Source organism: Actinoplanes sp. NPDC049681, assembly GCF_044465265.1.
Lineage (GTDB): Bacteria > Actinomycetota > Actinomycetes > Mycobacteriales > Micromonosporaceae > Actinoplanes.
This window is the reverse complement of the sequence record NZ_JBITLP010000004.1, coordinates 1-26958: the sequence shown is the minus strand read 5'-3', so window position 1 is coordinate 26958 and position 26958 is coordinate 1. Positions and strand designations below refer to the sequence as shown.

Sequence of the window (26958 nt, the reverse complement as noted above, 5' to 3'; positions counted from 1 at the left end):
GAGTGCACCACCGGATACGGCAGATACCCACCACCCTACGCCCCGGGCGGGGCTCAACCTCGCAGGGCCCGCTCACCTACACGGGAGATGCACCCGCCTGCGAACCCCGTGCCGGGAGTCACGAGAGGTCGTGGAGGTGGGGCAGGAGCTTGTCGAGGCGTACGGGGAAGTCGCGGACGCGGACGCCGGTGGCGTGCCAGACCGCGTTCACGATCGCCGCCGGGGAACCGACGATGCCGATCTCCCCGATGCCCTTGCTGCCCATCGGGTTCACCGCGTCGTCCCGTTCGTCCAGCCACGCCGCGTCGATCCACTCCACGTCCGCGTGCGCCGGCACGTGATACTCCGCGAGGTCGTGATTGACCCAGTCACCCGTCGCAGGGTCGAGGACGCCCTCCTCGTGCAGCGCCATGCCCATGCCCATGGTCATTCCGCCGATGAACTGGCTGCGAGCCGTGCGGGGATTCAGGACACGGCCGACGGCGTACATGCCGAAGAGGCGGGAGACCCGGACCTCGCCCGTGTCGGCGTCGACGCGGACCTCGGCGAAGTGGGCCCCGTAGGCGTGCTTGCCCTCCTTCTCCTGGCGCTGGACCAGTTCCGTGCTGTCGAAGGTCACCTCGTCGCGGCCCGATTCGCGCAGCTCGCGGCAGGCGCCGGTGATCGCCCAGCCCCAGGAAGCGCTGCCCGACGAGCCGCCCGCCACCGAGGCCTTGGGAAGCGTGCTGTCGCCGATCCGCACGCGTACCCGTTCGATGGGCAGGCCGAGCTCGTCCGCCGCGATCTGGGTGAGGATCGTCCGGGCGCCCGTCCCGATGTCCGCTGCCGCGATCGCCACCTCGGCCGTGCCGTCCGGCACCAGGCGTACGCGTGCCACGGACGGCTGGGCCATCGTCGGATAGCTGGCACCGGCGACGCCCGTACCGATCCACCACGAGCCCTCCCGCCGGCGCCGGGGCAGCGGATCGCGATCCGCCCAGCCGAAACGCCGGGCGCCCTCGCGCAGGCAGGCGATGTAGTTGCGGCTGGTGAACGGCACCCCGCTCTCCGGTTCGGCCCGCGGCTCGTTGCGGATCCGCAGCTCGATCGGGTCCATGCCGAGTTCGGTGGCGAGCTCGTCCATCGCGCATTCGAGGGCGGCCATGCCGGGCGCCTCGCCGGGTGCCCGCATCCAGCGCGGGGTCGGCATGTCGAGGCGGACCAGGCGGTGCCCGGTACGGCGGTTCGCGGCCGCGTACATGTGCCGGGTCGTGACGGTGGTCTGCTCGGCGTACTCGTAAAGCCTTGATGTCTGTTCCACCGCCTGGTGGTCGATCGCCGTGAGCGTGCCGTCCCGCTCCGCCCCCAGGCGGATGCGCTGCAGCGTCGGGGTCCGGTAGCCGACCATGCTGAACAGCGCCTGCCGTGGCAACGCCAGCTTGACCGGGCGGCCGACCACCCGGGCGGCCATGGCGGCGAGCACGGCGTTGGGCCGGGCGGAGCCCTTCGACCCGAAACCGCCGCCGACGTGCTCGGTGATGACGTGGACGCGCTCGGGTGGCAGGCCGAAGACCGCGCCGACGGCCGCCGCGACGCCTGACGGGTGCTGGTTGGAGTCGTACAAGACGAGGTCGTCGCCCTGCCAGAGCGCGCTCGTCGCATGCGGTTCCATGGGATTGTTGTGCAGCGCGGGAGTCGCGTAGCGCACGTCCACAGTGATCGGCGCGGCCGCGAACGCCGCGTCCACGTCGCCGGAGTCGGTGACCGCGGGGAAAGCCGGGTTGACCGTCTCCGGCGTGTAGAGCTCCGGATGGTCCTCGCGCAGCAGGGCGTCGTGCGGCTCCTCCGCGATGTCCAGGCTGACGATCTGGGCGACGCGACGGGCGGCCTCCAGCGTGCGGGCGACCACCAGCGCGAGCGCCTGACCGCGGTAGCTGATCCGCTCGGACTGCAGCACGGCCAGCTCGGGATCGTCCGGCTCGGCGAGGCGCGGAGCATTGCCGTGCCAGAGGACGGCGAGCATGTCGTCCGCCTCGGCCATGGGGTCCACGACCACCGAGGACAGGATCCCGCGGGCGACCGGGGACTGCACGACCCACGCGTACGCGGCGTCCTCGAGCGGGTATTCGGCGGCGTACCGGGCCGCGCCGGTGACCTTGGCAAGTCCTTCGATCCGGCCGATCGGCCGCCCGACCTCGCTCTGCACCGTCCCGGTCATGAGGTCTCCCCCGTCAGCCGCGCCAGCGTCGCCGCGACCAGATTACGGATCAGCGGAATCTTGTACGCGTTGTCCCGCAGCGGCTCCGCGGCGGCGAGCTCCACGTCGGCCGCCGCCAGGAACGAGTCGCGGGTGGCCGGCTGTCCGCGGAGCGCATCCTCCGCCGCGTACGCCCGCCACGGTTTGTGGGCGACCGCCCCGAACGCCAGCCGGACGTCCCGCACCACCCCCGCCTCGGCCTGCACCGCCGCGGCGACGGAGCCCACGGCGAAGGCATAGGAAGCCCGGTCACGCGCTTTTCGGTACGCCGACACGCGCCCGAACCCGAGCGCCGGCAGCTCCACGGCCACGATCAGCTCACCGGGATGCAGCACCGTGTCGGCCTCCGGGGTGTCGCCGGGCAGCCGGTGCAGCTCGGTCACCGGGACGTCCCGTTCGCCGTCGGGCCCGCTCACCCGTACGGTGGCGTCGAGCGCGGCCAGCGCGACCGCCATGTCGGAGGGATGCGTGGCGATGCAGTGCTCCGAGGCACCGAGGACCGCCAGGTTGCGATGATCGCCGTCGCGCGCCGGGCAGCCGCTGCCCGGCGCGTGTTTGTTGCACGGCTTGCTCATGTCCATGAAGTAACGGCACCGGGTGCGCTGCAGCAGGTTCCCGCCGGTGGTCGCCATGTTGCGCAGCTGTCCCGACGCCCCGGCCAGCAACGCCTGGCTCAGCACCGGGTAGTCCCGCCGCACGATCGGATGGGCGGCGAGATCGCTGTTGCGTACGCCCGCACCGATGCGCAGCCCGCCACCCGGCAGCTCGGTGACGTCGCGCAGCGGCAGCCGGTTGATGTCGACGAGCTCGTCCGGGGTGGCGACGCCGAGCTTCATGAGGTCGACCAGGTTCGTGCCGCCCGCGAGAACCGTGGCACCCCCGGCGGACGCGGCGACCGCGGAGGCGACATCCGTCGCGGCCGTGTACGTGAACGTCTTCACCGGCCGGCCGCCTCGGCGATCGCCGGGACGATGTTGGCGTACGCCCCGCACCGGCACAGGTTCCCGCTCATCCGCTCGCGGATCTCCGCGTCGTCGAGGGTCACCTCGCCGTCGCCCGTGACGGCGCTGGGCCAGCCGCGGGCCACCTCGTCCAGCATCCCGGCAGCGGAGCAGATCTGCCCCGGCGTGCAGTAGCCGCACTGGAGGCCGTCATGGTCGACGAACGCCCGCTGCAGCGGGTGCGGCTCCTCCTCGGTGCCCAGCCCCTCGACCGTCGTCACCTGCGCATCCTGCTGACTGATAGCGAGCACCAGGCAGCTGTTCACCCGGCGCCCGTCCAGCAGCACCGTGCAGGCGCCGCACTGCCCGTGGTCACAGCCCTTCTTGGCGCCGGACAGGCCCAGATGCTCGCGCAGGGCGTCCAGCAGGGTGGTCCGCGGGTCGATGTCCAGGGTGTGGCCGACTCCGTTGACGACGAGATCCATGACCGTTTGCTACCCGGGTCCTCCAGGTTCAATCTCCGGCCGTCCGGGTACGCCTTCGGTATGCGAGTGGTGATCGTCGGAGCGACCGGTAACGCCGGCACGGCCCTGCTGCGCCGGCTGCGCAACGAACCGGACATGGAGCTCGCCGGGGTGGTACGCCGGCTACCGGGCACGGAAGCCGCCCCCTACGACGCGGTGGAATGGCACTCCTGCGACATCGGGGCACCGGACGCCGCCCGCCACCTGACCGAGGTGTTCCGTGGCGCCGACGCCGTCGTGCACCTGGCGTGGCAGATCCAGCCGAGCCACGACCAGCGCCGGCTCCACCGCACGAACGTGCTCGGCAGCCGGGCCGTCGCCGAGGGTGTGCTGCGGGCGGGCGTACCGGCGCTGGTCTACGCGTCGTCCGTCGGCGTCTACGCCCCCGGGCCCAAGAACGCTTACGTCACGGAGGCGTACCCGAGGACCGGGGTGAAGGGTTCCTCGTACAGCCGCCACAAGGCGCTGGTCGAGACGATGCTGGACCGCGTCGAGTCCGACCACCCGACGCTGCGCATCGTCCGGCTGCGCCCTGGCCTGATCTTCCAACGGGACGTCGGCACCGAGATCGGCCGCTACTTCGCCGGGCCGCTGCTCCCGGCCCGTCTCCTGCGGTACGGCCGCATCCCGCTCATCCCGTCCCACCCGGGCCTGCGGGTCCAGGCGGTGCACGCCGACGACGTGGCCGACGCGTACGCCCGAGCCCTGCGAGCCGACGTACGCGGCGCGTTCAACGTGGCCGCCGGCCCGGTGCTGGACCCGTCGGTCGCCGCACGGGCCTTCCACGGCCGGGAGGTGCCCGTACCGGGGTTCCTGCTGCGCGGGGCCGCGGACCTGAGCTGGCGCCTGCACCTGCAGCCGGTGGACGTCGGCTGGGTGAAGCTCGGCCTGAAGGCGCCGCTCATGTCCTGCGACCGGATCGCGGCCGAGCTCGGCTGGCGCCCGCTCACCGACGCTGTCCACGCGCTGAAGGAGCTGGTGACGGGGATGGCCGAGCGCGCGCACACGGACAGCCCGCCGCTCTCCGGGCGCGCGGACCTCCCGGGTCGCCTCGGCGGCGTGCTTCGCGGCCGCCTGCCCGGCTCGGGAAACCCGTACTAGGCGCGGTACCGGACGATGTCGAAGCAGTATTCGTCGTCGAGGAACTCGTCGCGGTAGTCCACCCGGATCCTGGTCGGGTGTCCGTCGGCGTGATCCCGACTGATCGTCGCCACGTCCGCGCCGTGGTCCCTTGCCTTCCGGTAGATCTCGTCCAGGTCGCCCAGGGTCGGCAGGTTCTCGGGCCGCAGCTTCCGCACCCTCATGACCTCCTGGCTGAAGGCGTCGTCGGCGACGACCCCGCTGACCGCGCCACCGGCCACCGTCACCGTGTACTGCCCGGGCGGAAACTCCATGCCGCACCGGAACCGCACCGAGTAGTCGTAGGCCGGCGGCTCGACCCACGTGAGGGGCTTGCTGGCGGCGATGGCCCAGAACACCGCCGCCAGCATGGCTGCCCCGCTCGCGAGCACGAGCAGCGTCCGCCTGGTCACGCCGGATCCGCGGAACCTTCGGCCAGGGCGGCGAGGCGATCGAGCGACGCCCGCAGACTCTCCGTCGTGGTCGCTCGCGCGCGAGGGAATCGACGCTCGTCGGTCAGCCGCGTCCAGTCATAGGTGTGGGTGACGCGCGTGTGCGCGGAGTCGATCGGCTCGAGGTCCCATCGCCACAGGTGGCCGGGGGTGTCCTGGCCCGGCTCGGCAGGCTTCCACGCGATACGCCGGCCCTCGACGAACTCGACCACGTGATTCTCGCGGACGTTGCCCTTCGTGGTCGTCATGACGAAGACGTCCCCGACGGCGTGGACCCGCTGGTTCGGGGCCGCCTCGGACAGGTTGTCGTTGCCGTCCCAGCCGGGCTGCGACGACGGGTCGGCGATGAGCTCGAAGATCTTGTCCGCCGGCGCCGCGACATCGCGGCCGGCGCTGACGACACGGTCGGTTTCCTGGCTGCTGGTCATCGGACCATGTTGACACGCCCCGATCTCTTATCGATACTCGATATATCGAATCTCGATAAGGAGTCCGTCCGTGCCGCCCTCGCCCCGCCCCTCGCGGTCCCTGCGCCCGATCCGGGCCCTGCTGACCCTCATCATCATCAGCGACATCCTGGGCCTGCTCGTCGCGGCCGCCAACTGGATCGGCGGCGGGCGCACCCCGGCCCGGTTCTGGGCACCGTTCGATGCGCTGCTGAATCCGGTTCCCGACCCCCTGCAGCCGGCATTCGCCCATCGGGTCGACGTCGATGTTGCGGTCACGATCGCCGACCCGACGCCGGCGCAGACCGCCTTGGAGAACCTCGCCCAGGGCGTGCTGAGCACGGCCGTCTGGCTCGTCATAGCCGTCCTGGCCCGCCGGATCGTCGCCTCGGCCCTGCGCGGCGACCCGTTCACCGTGCACACGGCCGACCGCATCCGCAAGCTGAGCATCACCATTCTCGTCGGCGGGGGCCTGGCCGACGCCATCCGGGCAGGCGCGACGTACGCGCTCTACCACTCCGTGTTCCCGTCCTCCCCCTTCATGGGTCCCGCCCAGGAGATGTTCGACTTCTGGTGGCTGGCCCTGGGCTTCGCCGTACTGGCGTTCGCCGCCGTGGTCCGGCACGGCTGCGCCATGCGCGCCGAGCTCGACGAGGTCATCTGATGCCGCCCGAGGAGGAGCACCGGGTCGACATCCACATCGACCAGCTGCTGGCCGAACGCGGCATGACCCTCACCGACCTGGCCGAGCAGATCGGCCTCACACTGGCCAACCTGTCGATCCTCAAGAACGGCCGCGCCCGCGCCATCCGCTTCAGCACCCTGACGGCGCTCTGCGACGCCCTCGACTGCCAGCCCGGCGATCTGATCAGCGTCCGGCACCGGGCATGACGCAGGGGTGACTCCGGACGGAGTCACCCCTGCGGGTCGTGCTGGTTGTTACTTCTTCGGCGGGACCGTGCAGAGCACCGCGGCCGAGGTGTTGTGCGCGTCGTCGATGCCGACGATGCTGGCGTCGCCCTTCAGCGTGACCTTGAAGTCCACCGTTCCGGTGCCCGGCTTGACGTTCGGGGTGGCGCCGGGCGCCTGGACCAGCTTGATCCGGGTACCGCTCGGGTACGGGCCGAACACGGCCGCGCTAGCGGTGTCGTGGATGTACACGTCCACGGCGGTGTCGATCAGGTCGGTCGAACCGATGGTGTAGAAGCCGTCCGGGTTGGTGGAGGCAGGCGTGTTGCCGGCCGGGTTCGTACCCGGGACGCAGCTGGCGACCGGCGGCGTGACGTCGTTCACCTTGATCGAGACGTGCTGGACGAAGGCATCGCCGGCCGAGGCGCCGTTGAGCTGGAAGGTGACCGTGCAGTGCAGGGTCGCGCCCTGGGGGGCGCCGGCGGACACCGCCAGCGTCTCCTTGAAGGTGGCGTCGGTGCCGCTGGGCTGCGTGACCTCGTCGTCGTCGAACGTCGCCGACAGGCCGTCGTCACACACGGCCTGGTGGGTGACCGTGACGTCGAGGTCGTGCAGGCCGGCGAGGATGGCCGCGCTCACGCCGTCGGAGCTGACCGGCACGAGCGAGCCGCCGGTCTCGTTCACCACCGCGGTGGCCTGCCCCGCCGAGTCGAGCCCGCTCACGTTTACCGCAACCACGCGCGTGTTGTCATTCTTGAGCTCGGTGATGGCGGCATCGAGGGTGTGACCGGCGCTCGGGTCGTGGCTGGGCGCGTCGCCGACCACGACCACGATCCGGCTGCTGTCGGCGCGGTAGTCGATAGCTCCCGTGCTGACCTGGAAGAGGCCGTTCACCCACGCCTCGGGAAGGTCGCCGCCGCCGTCGGCGACGAGGGAGTCGACCGCGGTCTGCACAGCGCCCTCGTCGGCGGTCAGGTTCTGCCGCACCCGGAACAGTTCGGCGCCGTCGTCCTCGTCGCGGTAGGAGGCCACGGCGAACTGCGCCGACGGCTGGCTGGCCCGTACGTTGGTGACGACCGCGTGCAGGTTGTCGCGTACGTTCGCGATCGCCCCGCCCATGGAGCCGGTGGTGTCCACCAGGAGGACGACGTCCGGCTTCGGGGGAATGGCCGGCGTGTGCACCGTTTTGGTGAGCACGAGAGAAGCGCCCGGGTCCAAGGACTGGGTGACGGAGGCCGGCTCGACTCCGGGGTCCGTGGCGGCGGCCGGTGCGGCGACCGCTGTCACCAAAGCAATTGCGGCGCCGAGCGTTACCGCGCTTCGGCGGGCGAGAATGTTCAAGATTTGCTCCTACGTGGACGATGTCGCGATCGCGACGGCGTCATCGTAGGGGTGCAAACTCCTACAAAGTGGACAGAAGACGCGCGGGGCGGCGAGAACCGGCCGAACACCCGACCCCGGCGAGGGGAAGCCGTTCGGCCCCCGTGGTCCGCCGTTCGGCTAGGGCCTGTCCGCCCGGGGAGTCGCCGATGTGGGTGGCGCCGGCGGCGCGAATAGCGAGTTCGCGATGCCGGCACGCGCGGTGACGACCGGGGGCGCCTCGTCGCCGTGCACGTGAACCTTCCCGTACGCCGGGCGGGAGAGCCCCGGCTCGTCCACCGCTAGGACGCCGATGCGCGGACTGAACACGGGAGCCCCCGACGAGAGCAACGGTTTCCACGCCCTCGTGGCCGCATGTTCTATAGGTGGATCCCGGCGAGGAAGGGACGAACGCCTGTCGCGGCTATGACGATACGGTCAGTCGCATCAATGTAGTTGACGTTCGTGTCCGCCAGTTATCCGAGGAGTGGTGCACGGTGCCCAGCTGTTCCGGCGCTCCACCGCGGCCTCCATGATTCCGCCTCAATGGGCTGGCTCACCGCGGCGATCTCGCTCGCGACCACCATCGAAGTGCGGCGAAGGCTGCGACCCCCGACGGTGTATGGCGGTCGACCGCAAGCAGGTAGACCGAGTAGCCTTGGGTGCAGCCTTCGAGGTAGCAGAGGGGGTGATCTATGGGCGAGCCGGTGCTTTCGTCGGCATCCCTGTTCCGGGTGCTGAATATTTTGCCCGTCGATGCGGTGCTCAGCTTGTTCGTCCTTGTGTTGCACATCAAGCGTGCCGAGGTAGAGGAAATCGCCTCGACCCTTCGGGAAGCGCGCTTGAACGAAGAGGAGATCGAGCGGATCGTTGCGAACCTCAATGATCCGCGAAGCAGCGAGAAAACCGCCGCTATCTCCGAATCGGCTCGGCGCGCCATTCTCACGGTGGAGATGTTGGATACGACGAGCATTGCAACGGCGCTCCGGCTTGCGGACAGCGAGTCGGGAGCCACCGTTCTGAGTCTCTTCGAGCGAGGTACTCTGCTTGGGCTGCCGAGCCCACTAGCGCGCTCATACGTGTTTCCTGCTTTTCAGGTGGACCGGATCGCAGCTCGATTGCGGCCGACGGTAGCCGCAATCAATCTGGCCCTGGGCGCGGCCAACGATCCTTGGGGTGTGGCGTCCTGGTGGGTATCCCGAAACCCACGACTGGCCGGCGCCAAGCCGATGGATCTACTCGGCACGGATTCAGAAAACGACTTACTCACTCTTGCAGGATTACATCCATCGATCGAATCAGCCGGCACCGGAGCTGTCGATGCGTAAGGGTCCGACCTTGCGGATGGAAACCCACACCAAGAGCATGGTTCGCAGAGCCGTCATCGGACCGTTCCGGCAAGGTTCGGTCGGGCATGCCTCAGAGATGGAACAGAACGCAGAGTGAGCCTCCCGCCGCCTCCAGCGAGCCCGCCCGGCGATCCGGTCATCGATATATTGCATGAGGGCACGCGACTGTTTCGGGTACACCAGGATCGTTATGCTGCCGACGCCTTCAATCCGAAGAAGCAGCCGAGCATTCTGGACGGCGGACGCTTCGATTCACTCGACGGCTCCTACGCGTACACGTACCTCGGAGATACCGCCGCGGCCGCGATCGCAGAGACCATCTGTAGAGATGTGCCGATTAACGGCTCACCGCGCCTTGTTCCGCGAAGTCGAATCTCAGGGCGGTCGCTGACCGCGGTTGACATCACTCGGGACGTGAGCGTTCTCGTCTTGCATGGTGCAGCCCTGAACCAGGTCGGCGCACCTCTCGACCTCACCAAATGCGAAGCAGACCAATATGTGATGACACGCCGCTGGGCTCAAGCGCTTCGTATGTGGTGCCCTGGCGTGGCGGGTTTTCGTTATCGACCGCGCCATGATGAGGACCGGCTGGCATTCGTGTTGTTCGATGATACTCCCGGCTGCAACGGATGTCGCGCGCGCGGAGCTATACGCGCGGCATCGGGAAGTAGCCTCGACTTGACCAGCACCGCCGGAAGAAAGCTGCTCGATGACGTTCTTCGCGAGCACAACGCCGCGTTATCTTAGCTACGCCGAAAATCACGCCTGCCGGGCCATGATCGTGCACCGCTACCGCCGGGACTGAAGCTCAGTCCGGTGCCGCCCCGCACCCCAGGGATGGACGATGAATAGATTGTTCGCCACGCGGCAAGGGTCGCCGTTCGGCTAGGGCAGGTTGCCCAGGACGACGCGTTCGGAAGTCAGCAGGTATTCGCGCAGCACCTCCGAGGCGCGTGCCGCCTCCCCCGCCTCGTAGAGCGCCGTGATGTCCTCGTTCATCGCCACGAACGGGCGGTGCAGGGCCTGCGGGTCCGGCGCCGCGGCGAAGGCCAGCCGGAGCTCCGCCGTGAGCTGCCGCATCCAGCCGTCCAGCCGCGGGCTGCCGGCGAGCGCCACGATCTGCTCGTGGAAATGCATGTTCGCCGTTCCCACGCCGCGCCAATCCCCGGCCTCCGCGGCACGCCCGGCCTCGGCCACCGCGGCGCGCATGCCTTGCGCGCGCGGCGGATCCACCGGTGCCTGGGCGAGCGCCGAGCATTCGAGCAGGGCGCGTACGCGGTAGATGTCGGCGATCTGGGCCGGGCTGAGCGTGGCCACGAAGACGCCTCGGTGCGGACGGCGTACCAGCAGGCCTTCCTCGATCAGCGTGGAGAACGCCTCGCGGAGGGTGTTGCGGGAGACGCCGAGGGGGCCGGTCAGCGATGCCTCGGCGAGGCGGGTCCCGGGCGCCAGCTCTCCGTTGATCATCGAGGCGCGCAGCTGCTCCGCCGCGCGCGCGGCGGAGCCGGGCTTCTCCATGGTCGTCACGGATCTCAGTCAACCAGCCTGGTCCGCGCCGTGGTCAGCCGGGCGCTCGGGTGAAGCGGATACGGGCGCCGGGGCGGAGCTGGGCCGCCCGATCGGCGGAGGACGGGGTCAGTACCGCGATCACCGGATAGCCCCCGGTCACCGGGTGATCGGCCTGGAAGATGATCGGCCGGCCGTCCGGGGGTACCTGCACCGCGCCGCGGACCACGCCCTCGCTGGGCAGTTCCTCGGTGCGCGATCGCGTCAATGCCGGGCCGTCGAGGCGGAGGCCGACCGCGTTGCTCGCCGGGAGAATCGCGTACTCGGCGCTGAGGAAGGTTCCGATCGCCGACGCGGTGAACCAGTCGTCGCGCGGACCGAGGTCGACCTCGAGAGGTCCCTGCCGGTCCGGGACGGCCGGAGTCCCGCTCTCGACCAGAGGCAGGTCACCGATCGGCAGGACGTCGCCGGGGGCGGGTCGCGCGGGGCCGACACCCGCGAGCTGGTCGGTGGAGCGGGAGCCCAGCACCGGAGGGACGTCGATGCCGCCGCGCACCGCGAGATAGCTGCGCAGCCCGCGTCTGGGCATGGTGACCGCCACGGTGGCTCCCGCCGCCACCTGCACCACCTCCTCGGCGCCTGCCGGGGTGCCGTCGACGGTGAGGACCGCGTCCGTGCCGGTCAGGGCGAGCACGGCCGGCTCGTCGAAGGAGACCCGCAGGCCGCCGAGCGTGCACTCCAGGACGGCGGTGCCGGGCGGGTTGCCGACGAGGGCGTTGGCCCGGGCGTACGCGCCCCGGTCCACCGCGCCCGACGGCGCGACACCCTGGTACGCATGCCCCGGCCGCCCCGCGTCCTTGAGAACCGTCATCGGCCCGGTACGCAGCACCCTCATCCTCATCCCCGCACCTCCCTGAAGACCACCCGTACGCCTGGCACGAGCAGGGCCGGTTCGGGCCGCGCCAGGTCCCACATCCGTTCCGTCGTGCTGCCGATCAGCTGCCAGCCGCCGGGGCTGTCCGCCGGGTACACCCCGGAGAAGCGGCCCGCGAGCCCGACGGAGCCCGCCGGGATCCGCGTCCGCGGCGAGCTGCGCCGGGGTACGTCCAGCGTCGGGTCGTCACCGGTCAGGTACCCGAATCCCGGCGCGAACCCGGCGAACGCGACCGTCCACCGGGCGCCCGTGTGCCGCGACACCACCTCGTCCGCGGTGATGCCGAGGTGCCCGGCCACCTCGGCGAGGTCCGGCCCGTCGTAGACCACGGGTATCTCGACCGCGCCCGCGTCGGCGTGCCCCGGGCCGCCCGGCTCCAGTGCCGCCGTGGCCTCGCGAACCGCGCCCGGCGACGTCACCGCCGGGTCGAGCCGGATCAGCACGGTACGCGCTGCCGGGACCAGGTCGACGACACCGGGCAGGTCGGCGTCGCGCAGGGCGGCGTACAGGGCGAGGGCCGCATCGAGGTCGTCCACCTCGGCGAGCACGGCCTCCCGCCCGCAGCGCAGGAACCGGAGGTTCAATGCCCCGCCCCGGCGAAGGCGGTGATGCGTACGCCCGCGGCGGTGAGCTCGTCGTGCACCGCCCGGGCCATCCCCACCGCGCCCGGCGAGTCGCCGTGCACGCAGATGGAGTCGGCCTCGACCTTGATCACCGAACCGTCGGCCGCCACCAGGGTGTGGTCGGTGGCCAGCCGGACCATGCGCTGCGCCACCTCCGCCGGATCCTCCAGCAGGGCACCGGGCTCGCGCCGGGAGACGAGGGTGCCGTCCGGGTGGTAGCCGCGGTCGGCGAAGGCTTCGCGTACGGTGCGCAGCCCGGCATCCTCGGCCAGCCGCAGGAAGGCGGACCCGGGCAGCCCCAGCACGGGCAGGTCGGGGTCGTACCGGCGGACCGCGTCCACCACGGCGGCGGCCTGCTGCTCGTGGTGCACCACGGCGTTGTAGAGCGCGCCGTGGGGCTTGACGTAGAGCACCCGGTCCCCGGCGGCGCGGGCGAGTCCGTCCAGCGCACCGATCTGGTAGATCAGGTCGGCTACGAGCTCCTCGGTCTCGTAGTCGATGAACCGGCGCCCGAAGCCGGCCAGGTCGCGGTAGCTGACCTGGGCGCCGATGACGACGCCCCGGGCCACCGCCCGCTCGCAGGTGGCCAGCAGCGTACGCGGATCGCCGGCGTGGAACCCGCACGCCACGTTCGCGCTGCTGACGATCTCCAGCATCGCCGCGTCGTCGCCGAGGCGCCAGGTGCCGAAGCTCTCGCCGAGGTCGCTGTTGAGGTCCATGTCCTTCCCTTCTCCACGGGCCTTTTCAACCGGCCAGGTATTCGAAGATCGTGCGGGCCGAGGTGATGCCCATGTACCAGGTGAGCGCGGCGGCCAGGACGCCGAGGACGAGCAGCCAGGCGGGGTAGGCGTACCCCTTCAGCAGCTCGCGGCGCCGCCAGGCCGCGTACAGCAGGATGGTGAAGCCGATCGGCAGGATCAGGCCGTTGAAACCGCCGGCGAAGACCAGCAGCGCCGACGGCGCGGTGCCGATCAGCAGGTAGATCACCGTCGTGACGGCGATGAACACCACCGTCGCCCACGAGCGGGGACGGCCCTCGGCGAGGGCGGGCGAGAAGGCGTTGAGGAACGACACCGAGGTGAACGCCGCGCCGACCACCGAGGTGATGGCCGCCGCCCAGAGCACGATGCCGAAGGCGCGCTGCCCGAACTCGCCCGCGGCCGACTGGAACGCCTGCGCCGTGGCGTTGCCGCTGGTGTCGAGCACCACGCCGCCGGCGACCACGCCGAGGATGGCGAGGAAGAGCAGGAAGCGCATCAGGCCGGTGACCGCGATGCCGGTGAGCGCCCCGCGGGTCACCTCGCGGATGTGTTCCGGGCCGGTCGTCCCGCTGTCCAGCAGGCGGTGGGCGCCGGAGTACGTGATGTAGCCGCCGACCGTGCCACCGATGATCGTGGTGATCGCCGCGAAGTCGACCTCGTCCGGCAGGACGGTCTGCCGCAGCGCGTCGCCGACCGGAGGCTGCGAGACGATGCTGACATAGAGGGTCAGCAGGATCATCACCACGCCGAGCACGATCAGCAGCCGGTCCATGGCGATGCCTGCGCGCTTCACGGTGAAGACGACGATCGCGAGCCCCGCGCTGAGGGCGCCGCCGAGCTTGGGGTCGAGCCCGAGCGCGGCGTTGAGGCCGAGCCCGGAGCCGGCCACGTTGCCGATGTTGAAGACGAGGCCGCCGAGGACGACGAGGGCGGCGAGCAGGCGACCGGCGCCCGGTACGACCGCGTCGGCGACCTCGTGGGCCCGCCTGCCGCTGATCGAGATGATGCGCCAGATGTTCATCTGGACCACGAAGTCCACCAGGATCGACATCAGGATGCCGAAGGCGAACGCGGCGCCCAGCTTCGCGGTGAAGGTGGTGGTCTGGGTGATGAAGCCGGGGCCGATGGCGCTGGTGGCCATGAGGAAGATCGCCCCGACGAGGGCGGTCCGGCGGGTTCGGGTGCGGGCGGTGGTGTCCGTCGGCATGAGCACTCCTGGATCGGTCAAGTTCGATGGAGGCACCGTCGACGCTAGAGATTGTTCAACGATCACACAAGGGTTGTTCAACAATTCAAGACTTGCCAGACGCTGGTACGCCGGACCGGCACGCTCTCCAGCGCCTCACTGACCGGCACGTCGTAGCTCGCGCGCCGGACCATCCCCTCGATCGGCAGGTACGCCCGTCCCGGGTCCCCCACCAGCACCAATGCACCCCGGGCCGCCGCTCGCCGCAGGAACGGCAGGACCCTTCCCGCCATCTCGCGGCTGTAGAAGACGTCGCCGGCCAGCACCACGGCCGCCTCGTCGAAACCGGTGGTGAGCAGGTCACCCTCCACGAGCTCCACGCGTACGCCGTTGGCCGCCGCGTTCGCCTCCGCCGCGGCGAGCGAGAGCGGGTCGATGTCGTTCGCCGTCACCGGCCGGGCGCCCGCCCGCGCCGCCGCCACCGCGACCAGCCCGGATCCGGTCGCGAGGTCGAGGACGGCACGCCCGGCGACGAGCTCCGGATCGTCCAGCACGTGCCGGGCGAGCGCCTGCCCGCCCGCCCAGGCGAAGGCCCAGAACGGCGGCGGCTGCTCCGCACCGCCGGCCTCGGTGCGTTCCCAGAGCTCGATCGGCTCCTCGGCCTGGTGCAGCACCAGCTCGGGCAGAAAAGGTACGGACGCGAGCCGGGTGTTGGCCCGCACGAAGTCGGTAGCGGTGGACACCCCCGCGATTCTGCTCAGCTGGGCCGCCGGGGTACCGATCAGGGTGCCAGTGCGGCCGGACGAGCCCAGGAAGGGGACGAGCATGCCGACACGGCTGGCAGCTGCCCTCTTCAGCGCCGCCATGACCGGCCTCGGCGTCCTCTTCGCCGCGGGGCCGGAGTGGCGCACTCCCGTACGCCTGGCCGCGGCCGTCTGCGCCATCCTCGCCCTGGCCTGGGGCATCCGCCGGCACCGCCCCACCCACCGCGGGCCCTGGCAGCTCCTCGGCGCCGCCGTCGCGCTGTCCGCCGTCGGCTCGGCCGTGTACGGCGCCGGACCGGCCCTGACCGGGAAGCTCCCCTGGCTCCCCCAGCTGGGCATCGCCGTGCTGCTGACCTTCTACCCGGTCCTGGCCCTGGCGCTGTTCGGGTTCATCCGCCTGCGCACCGGCGGCCGGCGCGACCGCGGCGGCCTGCTCGACGCCCTCACCCTCACCTGCGGGGTGGGGCTGCTCTCGTGGACGTTCGTCATCGGCCCGCAGGTCCGCGACACCGCGCTGTCCGCCGGTGACCGCTGGATCGCCGTCGCGTTCCCCGTCGGCGGCCTGCTCTGCCTCGGGCTGCTGACCCGCCTGCTGACCGCCACCGGCCGCCGGGTGATCGCGGCCGGATTGCTCGCCGGCGGCGTGCTCTCGATGCTCCTCGCGGACGTGGTGGCGAACCTCGCCACGCGCCACGACGACCTCAGCAACCTGGCGGTGTTCGGCCGCATCCCGCTGTTCGCCGGGGTCGGGCTCGCCGCCGTGCTGCCGTCGATGACGGAGCTCACCCGTACCACCCCGCGTACCTCCGATGAACTCGGCCGGGTGCGTCTGGCGCTGCTGGCTCTCGCGTCGCTGGTCGCCCCGGCCGTCCTCGTCTTCCAGATGGGCGTCGACGGGCGCGTACCCGATCTCAAGCTCATCGCCGCCCTCAGCGCGTGCACGTTCCTGCTGGTCCTGGCCCGGATGGCCGGCATCATGGCGAGCCACCGGATGGCCATGGCCCGCGAGCGCGGCCTGCGGGAGGCCTCCACGACGCTGGTCTCGGCGAAGGACGCCGAGGAGGTCGCCGACGCGGTCCGCAAGGCCGTGGCCCAGCTGCTGCCCCCGGACGTGCCGCACCGGGTCGTGCTGGCCATGGCGTACACCGAGCCCGGGCAGCCCATCTCGCCCGAGGCCGCGGCCCAATCCGCCCAGGACCGCGCCGCCGGCACCTCCGCGCGCCTGGTCGCCACCCGCGACGTGGACTGGGCGGTGGCCGTACGGCTCACCCAGTTCAACATGGTGCTGCGCTGCCCGCTGGTGCTCGCCGACCGCCCGAACGGCGACCCGCTCGTCGGTGTGCTGCACGTGGGCGGGCCGACGTGGGCACTGCTCGGCCTGCAGCGCGCCCTCGAGGTGCTCGCCACCCAGGTCGCCCTGGCGCTCGAGCGGATCGCGCTGAGCGAGGAGGTCATCCGCCGCAACAGCGAGGCCTACTACCGCACGCTGGTGCTCAACACCTCGGACGTCATCCTGATCGTCGACGACGAGGACCGGATCCGGTACTCGAGCCCGTCGGCCGTCACCGTGCTCGGCGGCGACCCGGTGGGCGCGACCCTGCCCGACATCATCCACCCGGGTGACCGTCCCCGGCTGGCCGAGGTCCTGGCCGCGGTCCGCTGCGGCGAGGTCGTCCACGAGGGCCTCGACTTCCGCGCGGTCGGCCGGCGGCGTACCGAAGTCATGCTGGAGATGCACTGCCGCGACCTGCGCACGGACCAGACCGTCGCGGGCCTGGTCGTCACCCTGCGCGACGTGACCGAGCGTCGCCAGCTCGAGCGCGAGCTCACCCACCAGGCCTTCCACGACGCCCTGACCGGCCTGGCCAACCGCGTGCTCTTCGCCGACCGCCTCCAGCACGCCCTGGCCCGCGGCGCCCGCGACGGCTCGGTGGTCGGCGTGCTCTTCATCGACCTCGACGACTTCAAGATCGTGAACGACACCCTGGGCCACGCCGTCGGCGACCAGCTGCTCGTCCAGGTGGCGGCCCGGATCGCCGGTGCCCTGCGTGCCGACGACACCGCGGCCCGCCTCGGCGGCGACGAGTTCGCCGCGCTGGTGGAGAACGTGCAGGACCCGGGGGCCGTGGAGGAGACCGCCACCCGCATCCTGGCCGCCCTCGCCGAGCCGATCATGGTGGACGGCGAACCGCTGCAGGCCGTGGCCAGCATCGGCATCACCACCACCCCGGAGGCCGACAACGCCGACGAGCTGCTGCGCCAGGCCGACCTGGCCCTGTACGTCGCCAAGGGCGCCGGCAAGAACCAGTGGCGGCGCTACCAGAGCCACCTCCACGGCGCGATGGTGGAACGCCTCGAGCTGCGCTCGGCGCTCGACCACGCCGTCAACGAGGGCCACTTCCTGCTCCAGTACCAGCCGATCGTGAGCCTGGCCAGCGACGAGGCGGTCGGCTTCGAGGCGCTGGTGCGCTGGTACCACCCGACCCGGGGCCTGATCGCGCCGGACCAGTTCATCGAGGTCGCCGAGGAGAGCGGGCTGATCGTGCCGATGGGCCGCTGGGTCCTCGACCAGGCCCTGCACACCGTCGCCCAGTGGCGGCGCACCCTGCCCCGCACGCGGCAGCCGTACGTGAGCGTCAACGTCTCCGTGCGCCAGTTCCGCGAGGCCGGCTTCGTCGAGCAGGTCCGGGCGTCGCTGGACTTCGCGGGCGTACCGCCGCAGGCCCTGATGCTGGAGATCACCGAGACCCTGCTGATCAGCGACGACGAGCAGATCTGGTCCGACCTGGAGATCCTGCGCGACCTCGGCGTCCGCATCGCCATCGACGACTTCGGCACCGGCTACTCGTCCCTGGGCTACCTGCGCCAGCGGCCGATCGACGTACTGAAGATCGACAAGATGTTCATCGACGACATGGTCAACAACGACCAGCAATTCGCTCTGGTACGCGGCATCCTCAGCCTCGCCCACACGCTGAACCTGACCGTGGTGGCCGAGGGCATCGAGGACGCCACCCACCGCGAGATCCTGGCGCAGCTGGGCTGCCCGCTCGGCCAGGGCTACTACTACTCGTCCCCCCTGGACGCGACCGAGGCCCTGACCTGGCTCCGCAACCCGCAGCCGATCGCCGCCTGACCGGCCCGGCCGTATAGTGGCGCGGTGACCACCACGGTGACCCGCACGCTGAGGCCACCGGACGGCTATCACTTCTCCCGCACGGTGCGGTCGCTGCTGGTCGTCCGCTACGACCCGTGCGGCAAGCTCGCGGACGGGGAATTCTGGCTCTCCGCGCGTACCCCCGAGGGGCCGGCGTCGCTGCAGCTCATCCGGACCGGCGGAGAACTGATCGCGACCGGGCACGGGCCCGGCGCCGGGTGGATGGCCGAGCGGGCCGATGCGATCGCCGGGCTGCGCGACGATCTCCGCGACTTCCCCGCGCTCGCCGCGGCCCATCCGCTGGTCGCCCGGCTGGCCAAGACCTTTTCGGGGGTACGTTTTCCCGCCACCGGCCTGGTCTTCCACCGGCTGATCCGGGCCGTGCTGGAGCAGAAGGTCACCGGGATCGAGGCGCACCGCGCGTACCGGGCGATGGTCAAGCATTTCGGGGAGCCGGCTCCCGGACCGGCCGGGCTGCTGCTGCCGCCCGACCCGGAGGCGGTCGCGGCGAGCCCGTACTGGGTGTTCCATCCCTTCGGTGTCGAGCAGCGACGGACCCAGGCGCTGCTGCGGTGCGCCGTCGAGGCGGTGCGGCTCGAGGGGTGCGCGGACAGTGCGGAGGCGACGCGCCGGCTGGTCGCCATTCCGGGGATCGGGCCGTGGACCGCGGCCGAGGTGGTGCGGACCGCGTACGGCGATCCGGACGCGGTCAGCGTCGGCGATTTCCACATCCCGAACACGGTGGCATGGGCGCTGGCCGGGGAGGCGCGCGGCACCGACGCCCGGATGCTGGAGCTGCTCGAGCCGTTCGCCGGGCACCGGGGACGCGTCTGCGAGCTGCTCGCCGCCGGGGGCATCGGGGCGCCCAAGTTCGGGCCACGCATGCCGATCCGGTCCTTCGCTCGCTTCTGAGCCGGGCAGGAACTGTCACACTGCACGTGTGGCTTTCACGTTGACGATCGACTGTGGTGGCGGCGGCATCAAGGGGTCCGTACTGGACGAGGCCGGCACGATGCGGGCGCAGCCGTTACGGGTGCCCACGCCGTACCCGTTGCCTCCGGACCTCTTCGTGAAAACGCTGCTGGGCCTCGGCGATCGGCTGCCGACCGCCGACCGGGTGACCGTCGGCATGCCCGGCATGCTGCGGCACGGCGTCGTCGTGGCGACGCCGCACTACATCACCCGCAGTGGGCCCCGCACCAAGGTCGACCCGGAGCTGGTCGAGGCATGGTTCGGCTTCGACGCGCGGACCGCGCTGGCCGAGGCGTTCGGCCTGCCCACGCTGGTGCTCAACGACGCCGAGGTGCACGGCGCCGGGGTGGTCGCGGGAACCGGCTGCGAGCTGGTCCTGACCCTGGGCACCGGCCTGGGCTGCGCGCTGTTCGACGGCGGTGCCCTCGCCCCCCACCTGGAGATGTCGCAGGCGCCGGTGCGGTGGGGAATGAGCTACGACACCTACATCGGCGAGCACGAGCGGCGCCGGCTCGGCGACGCCCTCTGGTCGCGCCGGGTGCGCAACGTGATCGAGGGTCTGCGGCCGGTCTTCCTCTGGGACCGCCTCTACCTCGGCGGCGGTAACTCCCGGCTGATCACCCCCACGCAGCTGGCCCGGATGGGCGACGACGTGGTGGTGGTCCCCAACACGGCCGGCATCGTCGGCGGCGTCCGCGCCTGGACGCTCAACGCCCGCTGATGCTGCCCGCCCCCGCCGCGCTGCTCCTGGACTTCGGCGGCGTACTCGCCGAGGCCGCCCGCCACGATCCCGCGCCACCCGAGCTGGTGCTGAGGCTCTACAACCTGACCGGCGGTGTCCTCTCCCCCGGCGACATCAACCGGTCGCTGATCGCCGGCGCCGCCGCGTACGCGGCCTGGCGCGACCTCGACGAACCGGACGAGCTCGGCCACGCGGAGGTCTGGCGGCGCTTCGTCACCACCGGCTGGCCGCAGCGCGCCCAGGAAGCCGTACGCGTCAACGCCGCCAAGCTCAGCTACGACTGGACCTGGCGCAACACCTGGGCCCTGCGACCCGGCATCCCCGAGGCGCTCCGGGCGGCGCGCGCGGCCGGCCTGCCGATGGCCGTGGTCAGCAACACCCTGTGCGGCGCCGCCCACCGCGACTACCTGGCCAAGGCGGGCGTCGGGGGGCTCTTCGCGGCCCAGATCTACAGCGATGAGGTGGGCGTCCGCAAACCCAACCCGGAGATGATCTGGCACGCCACCCGGGCGCTGGGCGTACCGACCGAGACCTGCTGGTACGTCGGCGACAGCTACCAGCGGGACATCGTCTGCGCCCGCCGCGCCGAGACCGGGGCGGCGATCCTGATGCGCTCCCGGCGTACGGCGGCCGAGGATCCTGCGGCGTACGCCGAGCCGGACGTGACCGTGGACGACGGGTTCGGCCTGCGCGACCTGCTGCCCTTCTAAAGGGTTCGGCCCACGGGCGGGCATGCCGATGGCCCTGACCGCGCTCCCGGTCAGGGCCATCGGGGAGGGTGGGCGGGAACCCGAGTCGGTCCGCGTCACCCGGTGGCGGAGCAGGTAACCCGGCTCGAGTGAATCCGCCTCCTTTCGTCAGCCGATGCCTTACTCGAGCCGCCTGCCGCGGGTGCCGTCCTCAGGGGGGTGGACGGCGGCCGGTCTCCGACGGGGGGTCCCCGGCGGGGCGGCGCCATCAGAGGTGGCGCGGCCCCGCGGGGTTCGGATTCCCGGATGCGGCAGGGCTCCGTACCTAGTTGTTGTTGTTCCGGCCGTCCGTGTTCTGCTGCTGGCCGTCCTGCTGCTGGCCATCGTTCTGCTGCTGCTGGCCGTCCTGCTGCTGGCCACCGTTCTGCTGCTGCTGGTCGCCGTTCTGCTGCTGGTCGCCGTTCTGCTGCTGGCCACCGTTCTGCTGCTGCTGGTCGCCGTTCTGCTGCTGGTCGTTGCCGCCGTTGCCGTTGTCTCCGCCGCCGACCTCGATGCGGACCGCGTCGAACGCCGGGGTCTGGTTGGCACGCTGCATCATCGGGATGCGGTGCGAGCCGTCACCGGCCCACGAGGCGCACTGGGCGAGACCGTTCTCCGGCAGGCCCGGAACCTGGATGGTCACGGTGTCGGGGGCGCGGCCACCCTGCTTGTCCTCGGTCGCCACGAAGAACGCCGGGGCCGGAGCCGGGTCCGGCGCCTCGTTGGTGCTGTTCAGCATGCGGCACGCGGTGTGGAAGTGACCGCGGACGATGCCGTCCTGCAGCACCGAGGACTCCACGTAGTAGCCGCCCTGGCCGGCCGCGAGGAACCGGTCACGGATCAGGTTGCGGGTGCTGACCTTCAGCGTGAACGGCTGGTTCCGCTGCACCTGCTGAGGCGCCTCGGTGATCAGCAGCGACGGGTTGTTCTCCTGTGCGCCGACCTCACCGAACTCGGTGGAGACGCAGCGGTTGCCGTTCTGGAAGCCGTCGTGCGGCTGCAGCTGGCTGGTCTGGCAGCTGTTGGTCAGGATGCCGAGGCCGGCGCCGGGCGGCGGGGTCTGCTGGCCGCCGTTCTGCTGACCGCCGTTCTGCTGCTGACCGCCGTTCTGCTGCTGGCCGCCGTTCTGCTGCTGGCCGCCGTTCTGCTGCTGGCCGCCGTTCTGCTGCTGGCCGCCGTTCTGCTGCTGGCCGTCGCCGGCGTTGGTGTTGTTGGACGCCGCCGGGCTGGCGCCGCCACCGCCCTGGTTGTTGCCGGCGTTCTGCATGACCCACTGACGGCAGCGGGCGCGCATCTGCTCGGTGGTCGGCACGTTGCTCGCGCCGTCGTCGGAGTGCTGGGTGACGCGGCCCTTGTTGGTGGTGTACGTACCCTGGCGGGTCTCGGTGGAGAGCCGGGTCCGCTTCGGTGCCTGGATGTTGTTGCAAGCGGCCAGAGCGCGCTGGGTCGAACGCTTGGTGCTCGCGTCGGACACCTGCGTGACGGTGACGATGCCGCCGAAGGCAACCAGGGTGGCCACCGCGGCGATGATCCGGCGCCGACCGGTGAACCACTTGGAATACTTGGATTCGCGCCGGTACTGCGACCTTCGCATTGGTGACACCTTTCTCTGTCCACACGTGGCGGGCGGTGGAGCCGCCTGGGGTGATGCCGTACGGCCTGGTCGGCTGGCCAGGTCGGAACCGTCCGCGAGCTACCGCGTCCGGAAGATGCGCATAGTGGTGACCACGCCGGCCACCAGGGCGACGGCGAGAACGAGCAGGATGACGGAGGTGCTGACCCCCGGGACGCCGCCCGAGCTGCCGGCGGCGGCGACCATCGCGTTGTCGACCGGCACCGGACCCTTGTTGGCGGCCGCGGGCGGCGGCGCCGTCGGCAGCGACCCGTAGTCGACGATGCCGCTGCTCTCCAGCAGCGTCATGTGCGTCATCACGAACTGGTTCGCCTGCTGGGCCAGCTTGCGTACCGAGTCGTTGCGGGTGCTGGCCCGGATCGTTGCGATGGCGGGGAAGATCTTGCCGTGCGCCGCCCGGAGCCGGTCGACGTAGATCTGGTTGAACTGCTGCGGCGAGGACGCGTTGCGCATCTCGTTGAGCCAGCCGGTCTGCTGCGTGTTGGGCAGGTTCGGCAGCTCGATGCCGAGCTTCTTGGCGACCGCGAGGTCCAGCTTGTCGAGCACGACGTGCTGAGCGGCGATGTTCCTGCCGATCTCCTGGATCCGCGGGTCGTCGGACTTCTCCGCGGCCATGTTGCCGGCCGGGATCTCCCAGAGGCCGGCCAGCCGGACCTTGACGACGAAGTCCCGGTCGGACATCGCCACGACGCCGGTTCCCTTGTCGGTCAGCCCCGTGTTCGGAGGAATGGGAACTGCCGGTGAGTCGGCTGCCCGGGCCACGCCGGCCGGAGCCAGCAGGAACGCCAGGGCGGTGGCCAGGACGCCTACCAGCCAGCGCGACGGCCGGCGAGTAGAGCGAGCGGCAATCATCTTTTCGCACCTCCGACGACGCGGGTGAATCGATTGGCGAAACGCTAGGAGCAGCGCTGGGGTGTCGCAATGGAAAACGAACTTCTTACGCGCGACTTAATGAAGACTTATGGCCGGAATTTGCGGCATCCGGTGGCCGGCCGACGCCCGGGAAAAGGCATCGGCCGACCGTCGTGCGCTCAGTAGCTGTAGTCGGACCCGCCGCTGTCGGAACCGGCGTCGCCGCTGTCCTTGTCACCCTGCGCGTCGTCGTCCGACGGCGGTGCGACGGGCTTCGAGACGGCGGGCAGGCAGGTGAGGTTCTTCTTGCCTTCCGGCGTGATCACGAACCAGGAGGCGGCCACGTTCTGGCCCTTCCACTGGCCGGGCTGCTTGTCACCGATGTAGCTGTAGAGCGGCCACTTGTCGAGGGTCAGCTGCAGGGTGCCGTCCTCGCGCTCGACGGTGCCGACCAGCTTCGGGTCCACACCCTCCAGCTTCGGCTTCTCACCCTTGTTGATCAGCGCGGGCGGCCAGATCTTGGCGCAGTCGCCGTTGCAGCTGGAGACGACCTCCGGCTTCACCTTGTCCTTGTCGAAGCGGTAGAGGACCTTCCCGTCCTGGTTCTGGACGGTCTCGCCCATGCGCTTCACCGTGGTGGCGTTGAGCTCGGTGGTGACCTCGTCGTCGCTGAGCTCGGGGGCGTCCGCCTCGTCCGCGCCGTCGTCGGTCTCCGCGCCCGGCGTGGCACCCGGCGTCGCGCCCGCGGTGGGCTCGGCGCCCGGCGTGGCGGCGACCTCGTTGGCCGCCGGCTGGGCGCCGTAGTCACTGCTGTTGTATCCGGCGGGGGCGCAACCGGGCAGCGCGAACGCCGCAGCGATCGCGGCGCCGACGACGATCAACTTCCGCTTCTCCGGTACCACGAGAGCCCTCCCACTGTTTCTGTCCATCTCCGTGTCCGCGCAGTAGTACGCAGCGGACCGGCGCGGAGGTTGAAGAATCGGGTCAATCAATTTCTCGAAATTTCTTTGAACCATCGAGACGCGGCGTCCGTGAATGAGAGGCCCCGCGCGCGATACGACTGCGCGCGGTGAGGGCACTTATGCGTACGGTGAAAAGCAGCGAGCCCGGCCGCACAATGGCGACCGGGCTCGAGACCGTTTCGTATTCGTCAGGGGACGCGGACGAGCGTCTCCGTGCTGCCCGTGGCATCGATCGACTGCACCTGGACGTGTGCGATGTCCTTGCGGGGCAGAGCCGTCGCGGCCACCAGCATCAGCGGCTCCGGCTGGGCGGGCGTACCCCAGCCCTTGTCGCCCACGGTCCAGGTCGACAGGACCTCCGCATTGCCGTCGGTCCGCACCGCCACCAGCCGGCAGGTCAGCGGGCCCTTGATGTTCGAGACGGCGAAGGACACCTGCGTGCCCCAGTCCTTGGGCTCGAAGCCGACGGCCGCGGAGACGCCGCTGCGGCTGTCCGTGGTGCTGAACGTCTCGCCGGGCAGCGGCGTACCACCGAAGCCGCCGCCACCCTCGGCCACCGGCAGCGGGTCGAGCACCTTGCTCGAGCGCTGGGCCGGCGGCTGGGAGCCCTGATCCGGGGCGAGCCACTGGGCGCCGGCGAAGAGCGCACCGATCGACAGCATGGCGAACACCACGACCGCCGCGGCCAGCGAGTACAGCCGCCGGCTGTTGGCCCGGCGCCGCTCCCGCTTCACCTCGCCGATCATCTTCTTGAGCACCAGCCCGTCGCGGCGCGACTGCTCGGTCGCCACGAGGGCGTCCGCGTCGACGTCGGACAGGATGTCCACCACCGGCAGCAGCGATTCCAGCTCGATCGCGCACGCCGGGCAGTCGATCAGATGGTCCTCGAAGCGGGCGGCGTCGCGCTCGTCGAGCACGCCGAGGGCGTACGCGGCGACGTCGAAGTGCTGTTCCTGCGTCATTACTCTGTCACCCCCCGCTGCTGCAGGGCCGTACGCAGGGCCCGCAGGGCGTAGTACACACGCGACTTGGCCGTACCCAGAGGCAGGCCGAGCACCTCAGCGGCCTCCGGAACGGTCCGGCCACGGAAGTAGGTCTCGACAAGGATCTCCCGGTGCGACTGGCTCAGCGTACGCAAGGCATCCGTGACCGTCATCAGCTGCAGGACCCGATCCGTGTCGTCGGCCGTGCTGGGAAAGCTCTCGAGCTCCCGGTCGTAGGTCTCCGGCGGGCGGGCGCTGGTGCTGCGGTGGTCGTCGATCGCGATCCGCCGGGCCACCGTGACCAGCCAGGGCCGCAGCGACTGCTGGCCCTGGGCGCCCAGGCGGTGCGCGTTGCGCCACGCCCGCAGCAGCGTCTCCTGGACGATGTCCTCGGCGCGCTGCCGGTCGCCGCCGGTGAGGCGGAGCACGAACATCAGCAGCGGCCCCGCATGCTCCTCGTAGAGCATCCGGACGAGCGTGTCCTCGTGATTCGCGGTCGCCGACCCGGCCTCGTGGCGGGCCTGCCGCGGCATCACGGCGTCATCATTGTCCGCACCACGGCCTCCGTCGAGAGCCTGCCACCGGCCTCCGGAACGCTGCGGCGTCATGACGCGCACCCCATCCGGCGTGAGCCGCTCCATGACCGTCGCATGCATCGATTCCTCCTGCCGGTGCCTTCCCCGTCGCCTGTGATACGGCCGGGGCGCCCCGCCGGGATCAAAGCGATCGGGAAAATTTCCGGACCCCGGACGGGAGGGGCGGCATGGACGCGCAGTCGCAAGAGGTTCCTCCGGTTCCAAGCGCGTAGGGCACGCTCCACCACCCGCGAAAACGCGAGAGGCCGGGCGCGCGTGGGGGCGCAACATTCATCCATAGGCGCCGATATGCGCCCAGGGGCACGCGAATAATACTCAGCACGGCGGCCGAGTCGACAGACGCGAAGTGCGGCCCGGATACGCTCGCCCGACGCGTTTTCGGCGGACGGTTACGCCGCCCTCACGCGGCGTCGCAAAACGCCCATCCCGGGTGCGCATTGAGTAGCGTGACGGCAACGGTGAGCAGCTCCGCCACGAACCGCCGAAAGGTACGAATCGGACTCAGCACGGGCAGGGGGCCGCCGACGGGCCCGGGATGGATCGGCAGGACGGTGCCCGCGGACGGGCCACCCGGCCGATCCGTCGGCCGACCTATCGGCCGCATTTCGGCCGCATTTCGGCCCCCGGCGGGCCGTCGGCCGACCCGGTGACCGCGTCTTGACCCCGGACGGGGTGCCGGCCGACTTATTCGCCGCTCCGACCGCCGACAGGGCGCCGGTCGGCCCGAAAGGCCGCATTTATGACGCCTGGGCGTGGTCGGCACGATCAGCCGGCCGCAGTTCTTCCTGCCGGGCGGCGCGCCGCCTCCGCGCGGCGGGCCCTACGCCGCCCCGGAGCGCCACCCCGTCTGCGGGCGCCGCGCTGTCTGCGGAGTGCGGATCGCGGAGGCCACCAGCCTGCGGGCGCGGGCACCGAAGCACGGCCGCCGCCGCCCCGGGCCCCGAAGTGCGGCCGTCAGCCAGCACGGACCCCGACGCCGCGGACGCCGAGAGCGCGGCCCATCACCCAGCACGGGACCCCCACCCCGCGGGCACCGAGAGCGCGGCCCATCACCCAGCACGGGACCCCCACCCCGCGGGCACCGAGAGCGCGGCCCATCACCCAGCACGGGACCCCCACCCCGCGGGCACCGAAAGCGCGGCCCACCACCCAGCACGGGACCCCCACCCCGCGGACACCGAAAGCGCGGCCCACCACCCAGCACGGGACCCCCACCCCGCGGGC

26 protein-coding genes are annotated in these 26958 nt (G+C 71.1%); 9 read left to right on the top strand and 17 right to left on the bottom strand.

Annotated elements, in window-relative coordinates; genetic code table 11:
- Window positions 1-118 precede the first annotated feature (118 nt).
- Genes ACIBO8_RS14530 through ACIBO8_RS14520 form a run of 3 tightly spaced genes read right to left on the bottom strand, consistent with a single transcriptional unit; the run spans window position 119 to window position 3662 of the window.
- Window positions 119-2197 carry a xanthine dehydrogenase family protein molybdopterin-binding subunit gene (locus tag ACIBO8_RS14530; RefSeq protein WP_396115675.1) on the bottom strand — a complete coding sequence of 693 codons (2079 nt, stop codon included), beginning with the start codon at window positions 2195-2197 and terminating at the stop codon, window positions 119-121.
- On the bottom strand, window positions 2194-3177 hold the full coding sequence (locus ACIBO8_RS14525; RefSeq protein WP_396115674.1) for an FAD binding domain-containing protein: 984 nt from the start codon (window positions 3175-3177) through the stop codon (window positions 2194-2196). The genes ACIBO8_RS14530 and ACIBO8_RS14525 overlap by 4 nt, the downstream gene beginning before the upstream one ends.
- Window positions 3174-3662, bottom strand: coding sequence for a 2Fe-2S iron-sulfur cluster-binding protein (locus ACIBO8_RS14520; RefSeq protein ID WP_396115673.1), 489 nt, complete (start codon window positions 3660-3662; stop codon window positions 3174-3176). The genes ACIBO8_RS14525 and ACIBO8_RS14520 overlap by 4 nt, the downstream gene beginning before the upstream one ends.
- 60 nt (window positions 3663-3722) lie before the next feature.
- Here ACIBO8_RS14520 and ACIBO8_RS14515 point away from each other — a divergent pair, with 60 nt between their 5' ends.
- The gene (locus tag ACIBO8_RS14515) at window positions 3723-4802 is read left to right on the top strand and encodes an NAD-dependent epimerase/dehydratase family protein (protein ID WP_396115672.1); all 1080 of its coding nucleotides are present in this window, start codon (window positions 3723-3725) and stop codon (window positions 4800-4802) included.
- Here ACIBO8_RS14515 and ACIBO8_RS14510 read toward each other — a convergent pair.
- The gene (locus ACIBO8_RS14510) at window positions 4799-5233 is read right to left on the bottom strand and encodes a DUF6174 domain-containing protein (protein WP_396115671.1); all 435 of its coding nucleotides are present in this window, start codon (window positions 5231-5233) and stop codon (window positions 4799-4801) included. The two genes, ACIBO8_RS14515 and ACIBO8_RS14510, sit on opposite strands and share 4 nt — an antisense overlap.
- Window positions 5230-5700 carry an SRPBCC family protein gene (locus tag ACIBO8_RS14505; protein ID WP_396115670.1) on the bottom strand — a complete coding sequence of 157 codons (471 nt, stop codon included), beginning with the start codon at window positions 5698-5700 and terminating at the stop codon, window positions 5230-5232. The genes ACIBO8_RS14510 and ACIBO8_RS14505 overlap by 4 nt, the downstream gene beginning before the upstream one ends.
- 70 nt (window positions 5701-5770) lie before the next feature.
- Here ACIBO8_RS14505 and ACIBO8_RS14500 point away from each other — a divergent pair, with 70 nt between their 5' ends.
- The gene (locus ACIBO8_RS14500; protein ID WP_396115669.1) at window positions 5771-6382 is read left to right on the top strand and encodes a DUF2975 domain-containing protein; all 612 of its coding nucleotides are present in this window, start codon (window positions 5771-5773) and stop codon (window positions 6380-6382) included.
- Entirely contained in the window at window positions 6382-6609 is a 228-nt protein-coding gene (locus ACIBO8_RS14495) for a helix-turn-helix domain-containing protein (RefSeq protein WP_396115668.1), read from the top strand. Before ACIBO8_RS14500 ends, ACIBO8_RS14495 begins: the two co-directional genes overlap by 1 nt.
- Window positions 6610-6657: 48 nt before the next feature.
- Here the strand turns inward: ACIBO8_RS14495 and ACIBO8_RS14490 are convergent, their stop codons facing one another.
- Window positions 6658-7914, bottom strand: a complete 1257-nt coding sequence (locus ACIBO8_RS14490) for a vWA domain-containing protein (protein ID WP_396115667.1) — start codon at window positions 7912-7914, stop codon at window positions 6658-6660.
- Between the two features lie 767 nt (window positions 7915-8681).
- On the opposite strand from ACIBO8_RS14490, the gene ACIBO8_RS14485 reads away from it, so the two are divergent.
- Both ACIBO8_RS14485 and ACIBO8_RS14480 read left to right on the top strand, forming a co-directional pair.
- A complete protein-coding gene (locus ACIBO8_RS14485; protein WP_396115666.1) occupies window positions 8682-9314 on the top strand; it encodes a hypothetical protein in 633 nt (210 codons plus the stop codon).
- Between the two features lie 114 nt (window positions 9315-9428).
- On the top strand, window positions 9429-10082 hold the full coding sequence (locus ACIBO8_RS14480; RefSeq protein ID WP_396115665.1) for an RES family NAD+ phosphorylase: 654 nt from the start codon (window positions 9429-9431) through the stop codon (window positions 10080-10082).
- A gap of 138 nt (window positions 10083-10220) precedes the next feature.
- Here the strand turns inward: ACIBO8_RS14480 and ACIBO8_RS14475 are convergent, their stop codons facing one another.
- The 6 genes from ACIBO8_RS14475 to ACIBO8_RS14450 all read right to left on the bottom strand — a co-directional run bounded on the left by ACIBO8_RS14475 (window position 10221) and on the right by ACIBO8_RS14450 (window position 15172).
- Window positions 10221-10853, bottom strand: coding sequence for a GntR family transcriptional regulator (locus ACIBO8_RS14475; RefSeq protein ID WP_396116385.1), 633 nt, complete (start codon window positions 10851-10853; stop codon window positions 10221-10223).
- A gap of 43 nt (window positions 10854-10896) precedes the next feature.
- On the bottom strand, window positions 10897-11742 hold the full coding sequence (locus ACIBO8_RS14470) for a biotin-dependent carboxyltransferase family protein (RefSeq protein WP_396115664.1): 846 nt from the start codon (window positions 11740-11742) through the stop codon (window positions 10897-10899).
- On the bottom strand, window positions 11739-12359 hold the full coding sequence (locus tag ACIBO8_RS14465; RefSeq protein ID WP_396115663.1) for an allophanate hydrolase subunit 1: 621 nt from the start codon (window positions 12357-12359) through the stop codon (window positions 11739-11741). The genes ACIBO8_RS14470 and ACIBO8_RS14465 overlap by 4 nt, the downstream gene beginning before the upstream one ends.
- Window positions 12356-13117 carry a LamB/YcsF family protein gene (locus tag ACIBO8_RS14460; RefSeq protein ID WP_396115662.1) on the bottom strand — a complete coding sequence of 254 codons (762 nt, stop codon included), beginning with the start codon at window positions 13115-13117 and terminating at the stop codon, window positions 12356-12358. The genes ACIBO8_RS14465 and ACIBO8_RS14460 overlap by 4 nt, the downstream gene beginning before the upstream one ends.
- A 25-nt stretch (window positions 13118-13142) precedes the next feature.
- Window positions 13143-14366, bottom strand: a complete 1224-nt coding sequence (locus ACIBO8_RS14455; RefSeq protein ID WP_396115661.1) for an NRAMP family divalent metal transporter — start codon at window positions 14364-14366, stop codon at window positions 13143-13145.
- Between the two features lie 77 nt (window positions 14367-14443).
- Window positions 14444-15172, bottom strand: coding sequence for a class I SAM-dependent methyltransferase (locus ACIBO8_RS14450; RefSeq protein WP_396115660.1), 729 nt, complete (start codon window positions 15170-15172; stop codon window positions 14444-14446).
- Between ACIBO8_RS14450 and ACIBO8_RS14445 the strand changes: the two genes are divergently transcribed.
- The 4 genes from ACIBO8_RS14445 to ACIBO8_RS14430 are packed head-to-tail and all read left to right on the top strand — an operon-like array spanning window position 15171 to window position 20690.
- The gene (locus ACIBO8_RS14445; protein ID WP_396115659.1) at window positions 15171-18245 is read left to right on the top strand and encodes an EAL domain-containing protein; all 3075 of its coding nucleotides are present in this window, start codon (window positions 15171-15173) and stop codon (window positions 18243-18245) included. The genes ACIBO8_RS14450 and ACIBO8_RS14445 overlap by 2 nt on opposite strands.
- A gap of 24 nt (window positions 18246-18269) precedes the next feature.
- Window positions 18270-19178 (top strand): DNA-3-methyladenine glycosylase family protein, encoded by a 909-nt coding sequence (locus tag ACIBO8_RS14440; RefSeq protein ID WP_396115658.1) that lies wholly within the window; start codon window positions 18270-18272, stop codon window positions 19176-19178.
- Window positions 19179-19206: 28 nt separating this feature from the next.
- Window positions 19207-19959, top strand: coding sequence for an ROK family protein (locus ACIBO8_RS14435; RefSeq protein WP_396115657.1), 753 nt, complete (start codon window positions 19207-19209; stop codon window positions 19957-19959).
- The gene (locus ACIBO8_RS14430; protein WP_396115655.1) at window positions 19959-20690 is read left to right on the top strand and encodes an HAD family hydrolase; all 732 of its coding nucleotides are present in this window, start codon (window positions 19959-19961) and stop codon (window positions 20688-20690) included. The genes ACIBO8_RS14435 and ACIBO8_RS14430 overlap by 1 nt, the downstream gene beginning before the upstream one ends.
- Window positions 20691-20994: 304 nt before the next feature.
- Here ACIBO8_RS14430 and ACIBO8_RS14425 read toward each other — a convergent pair whose 3' ends face one another.
- The 5 genes from ACIBO8_RS14425 to ACIBO8_RS14405 all read right to left on the bottom strand — a co-directional run bounded on the left by ACIBO8_RS14425 (window position 20995) and on the right by ACIBO8_RS14405 (window position 25794).
- Complete coding sequence (locus tag ACIBO8_RS14425; protein ID WP_396115654.1) at window positions 20995-22302, bottom strand: Pecanex-like protein 1; 1308 nt, start codon at window positions 22300-22302, stop codon at window positions 20995-20997.
- A gap of 99 nt (window positions 22303-22401) precedes the next feature.
- Window positions 22402-23193 carry a DUF4142 domain-containing protein gene (locus ACIBO8_RS14420; RefSeq protein ID WP_396115653.1) on the bottom strand — a complete coding sequence of 264 codons (792 nt, stop codon included), beginning with the start codon at window positions 23191-23193 and terminating at the stop codon, window positions 22402-22404.
- 179 nt (window positions 23194-23372) lie between these two features.
- Entirely contained in the window at window positions 23373-24074 is a 702-nt protein-coding gene (locus ACIBO8_RS14415) for a hypothetical protein (RefSeq protein ID WP_396115652.1), read from the bottom strand.
- A 269-nt stretch (window positions 24075-24343) separates the two neighbouring features.
- Window positions 24344-25117, bottom strand: a complete 774-nt coding sequence (locus ACIBO8_RS14410; protein ID WP_396115651.1) for an anti-sigma factor family protein — start codon at window positions 25115-25117, stop codon at window positions 24344-24346.
- A complete protein-coding gene (locus ACIBO8_RS14405; protein WP_396115650.1) occupies window positions 25117-25794 on the bottom strand; it encodes a sigma-70 family RNA polymerase sigma factor in 678 nt (225 codons plus the stop codon). The genes ACIBO8_RS14410 and ACIBO8_RS14405 overlap by 1 nt, the downstream gene beginning before the upstream one ends.
- Window positions 25795-26958: the final 1164 nt, after the last annotated feature.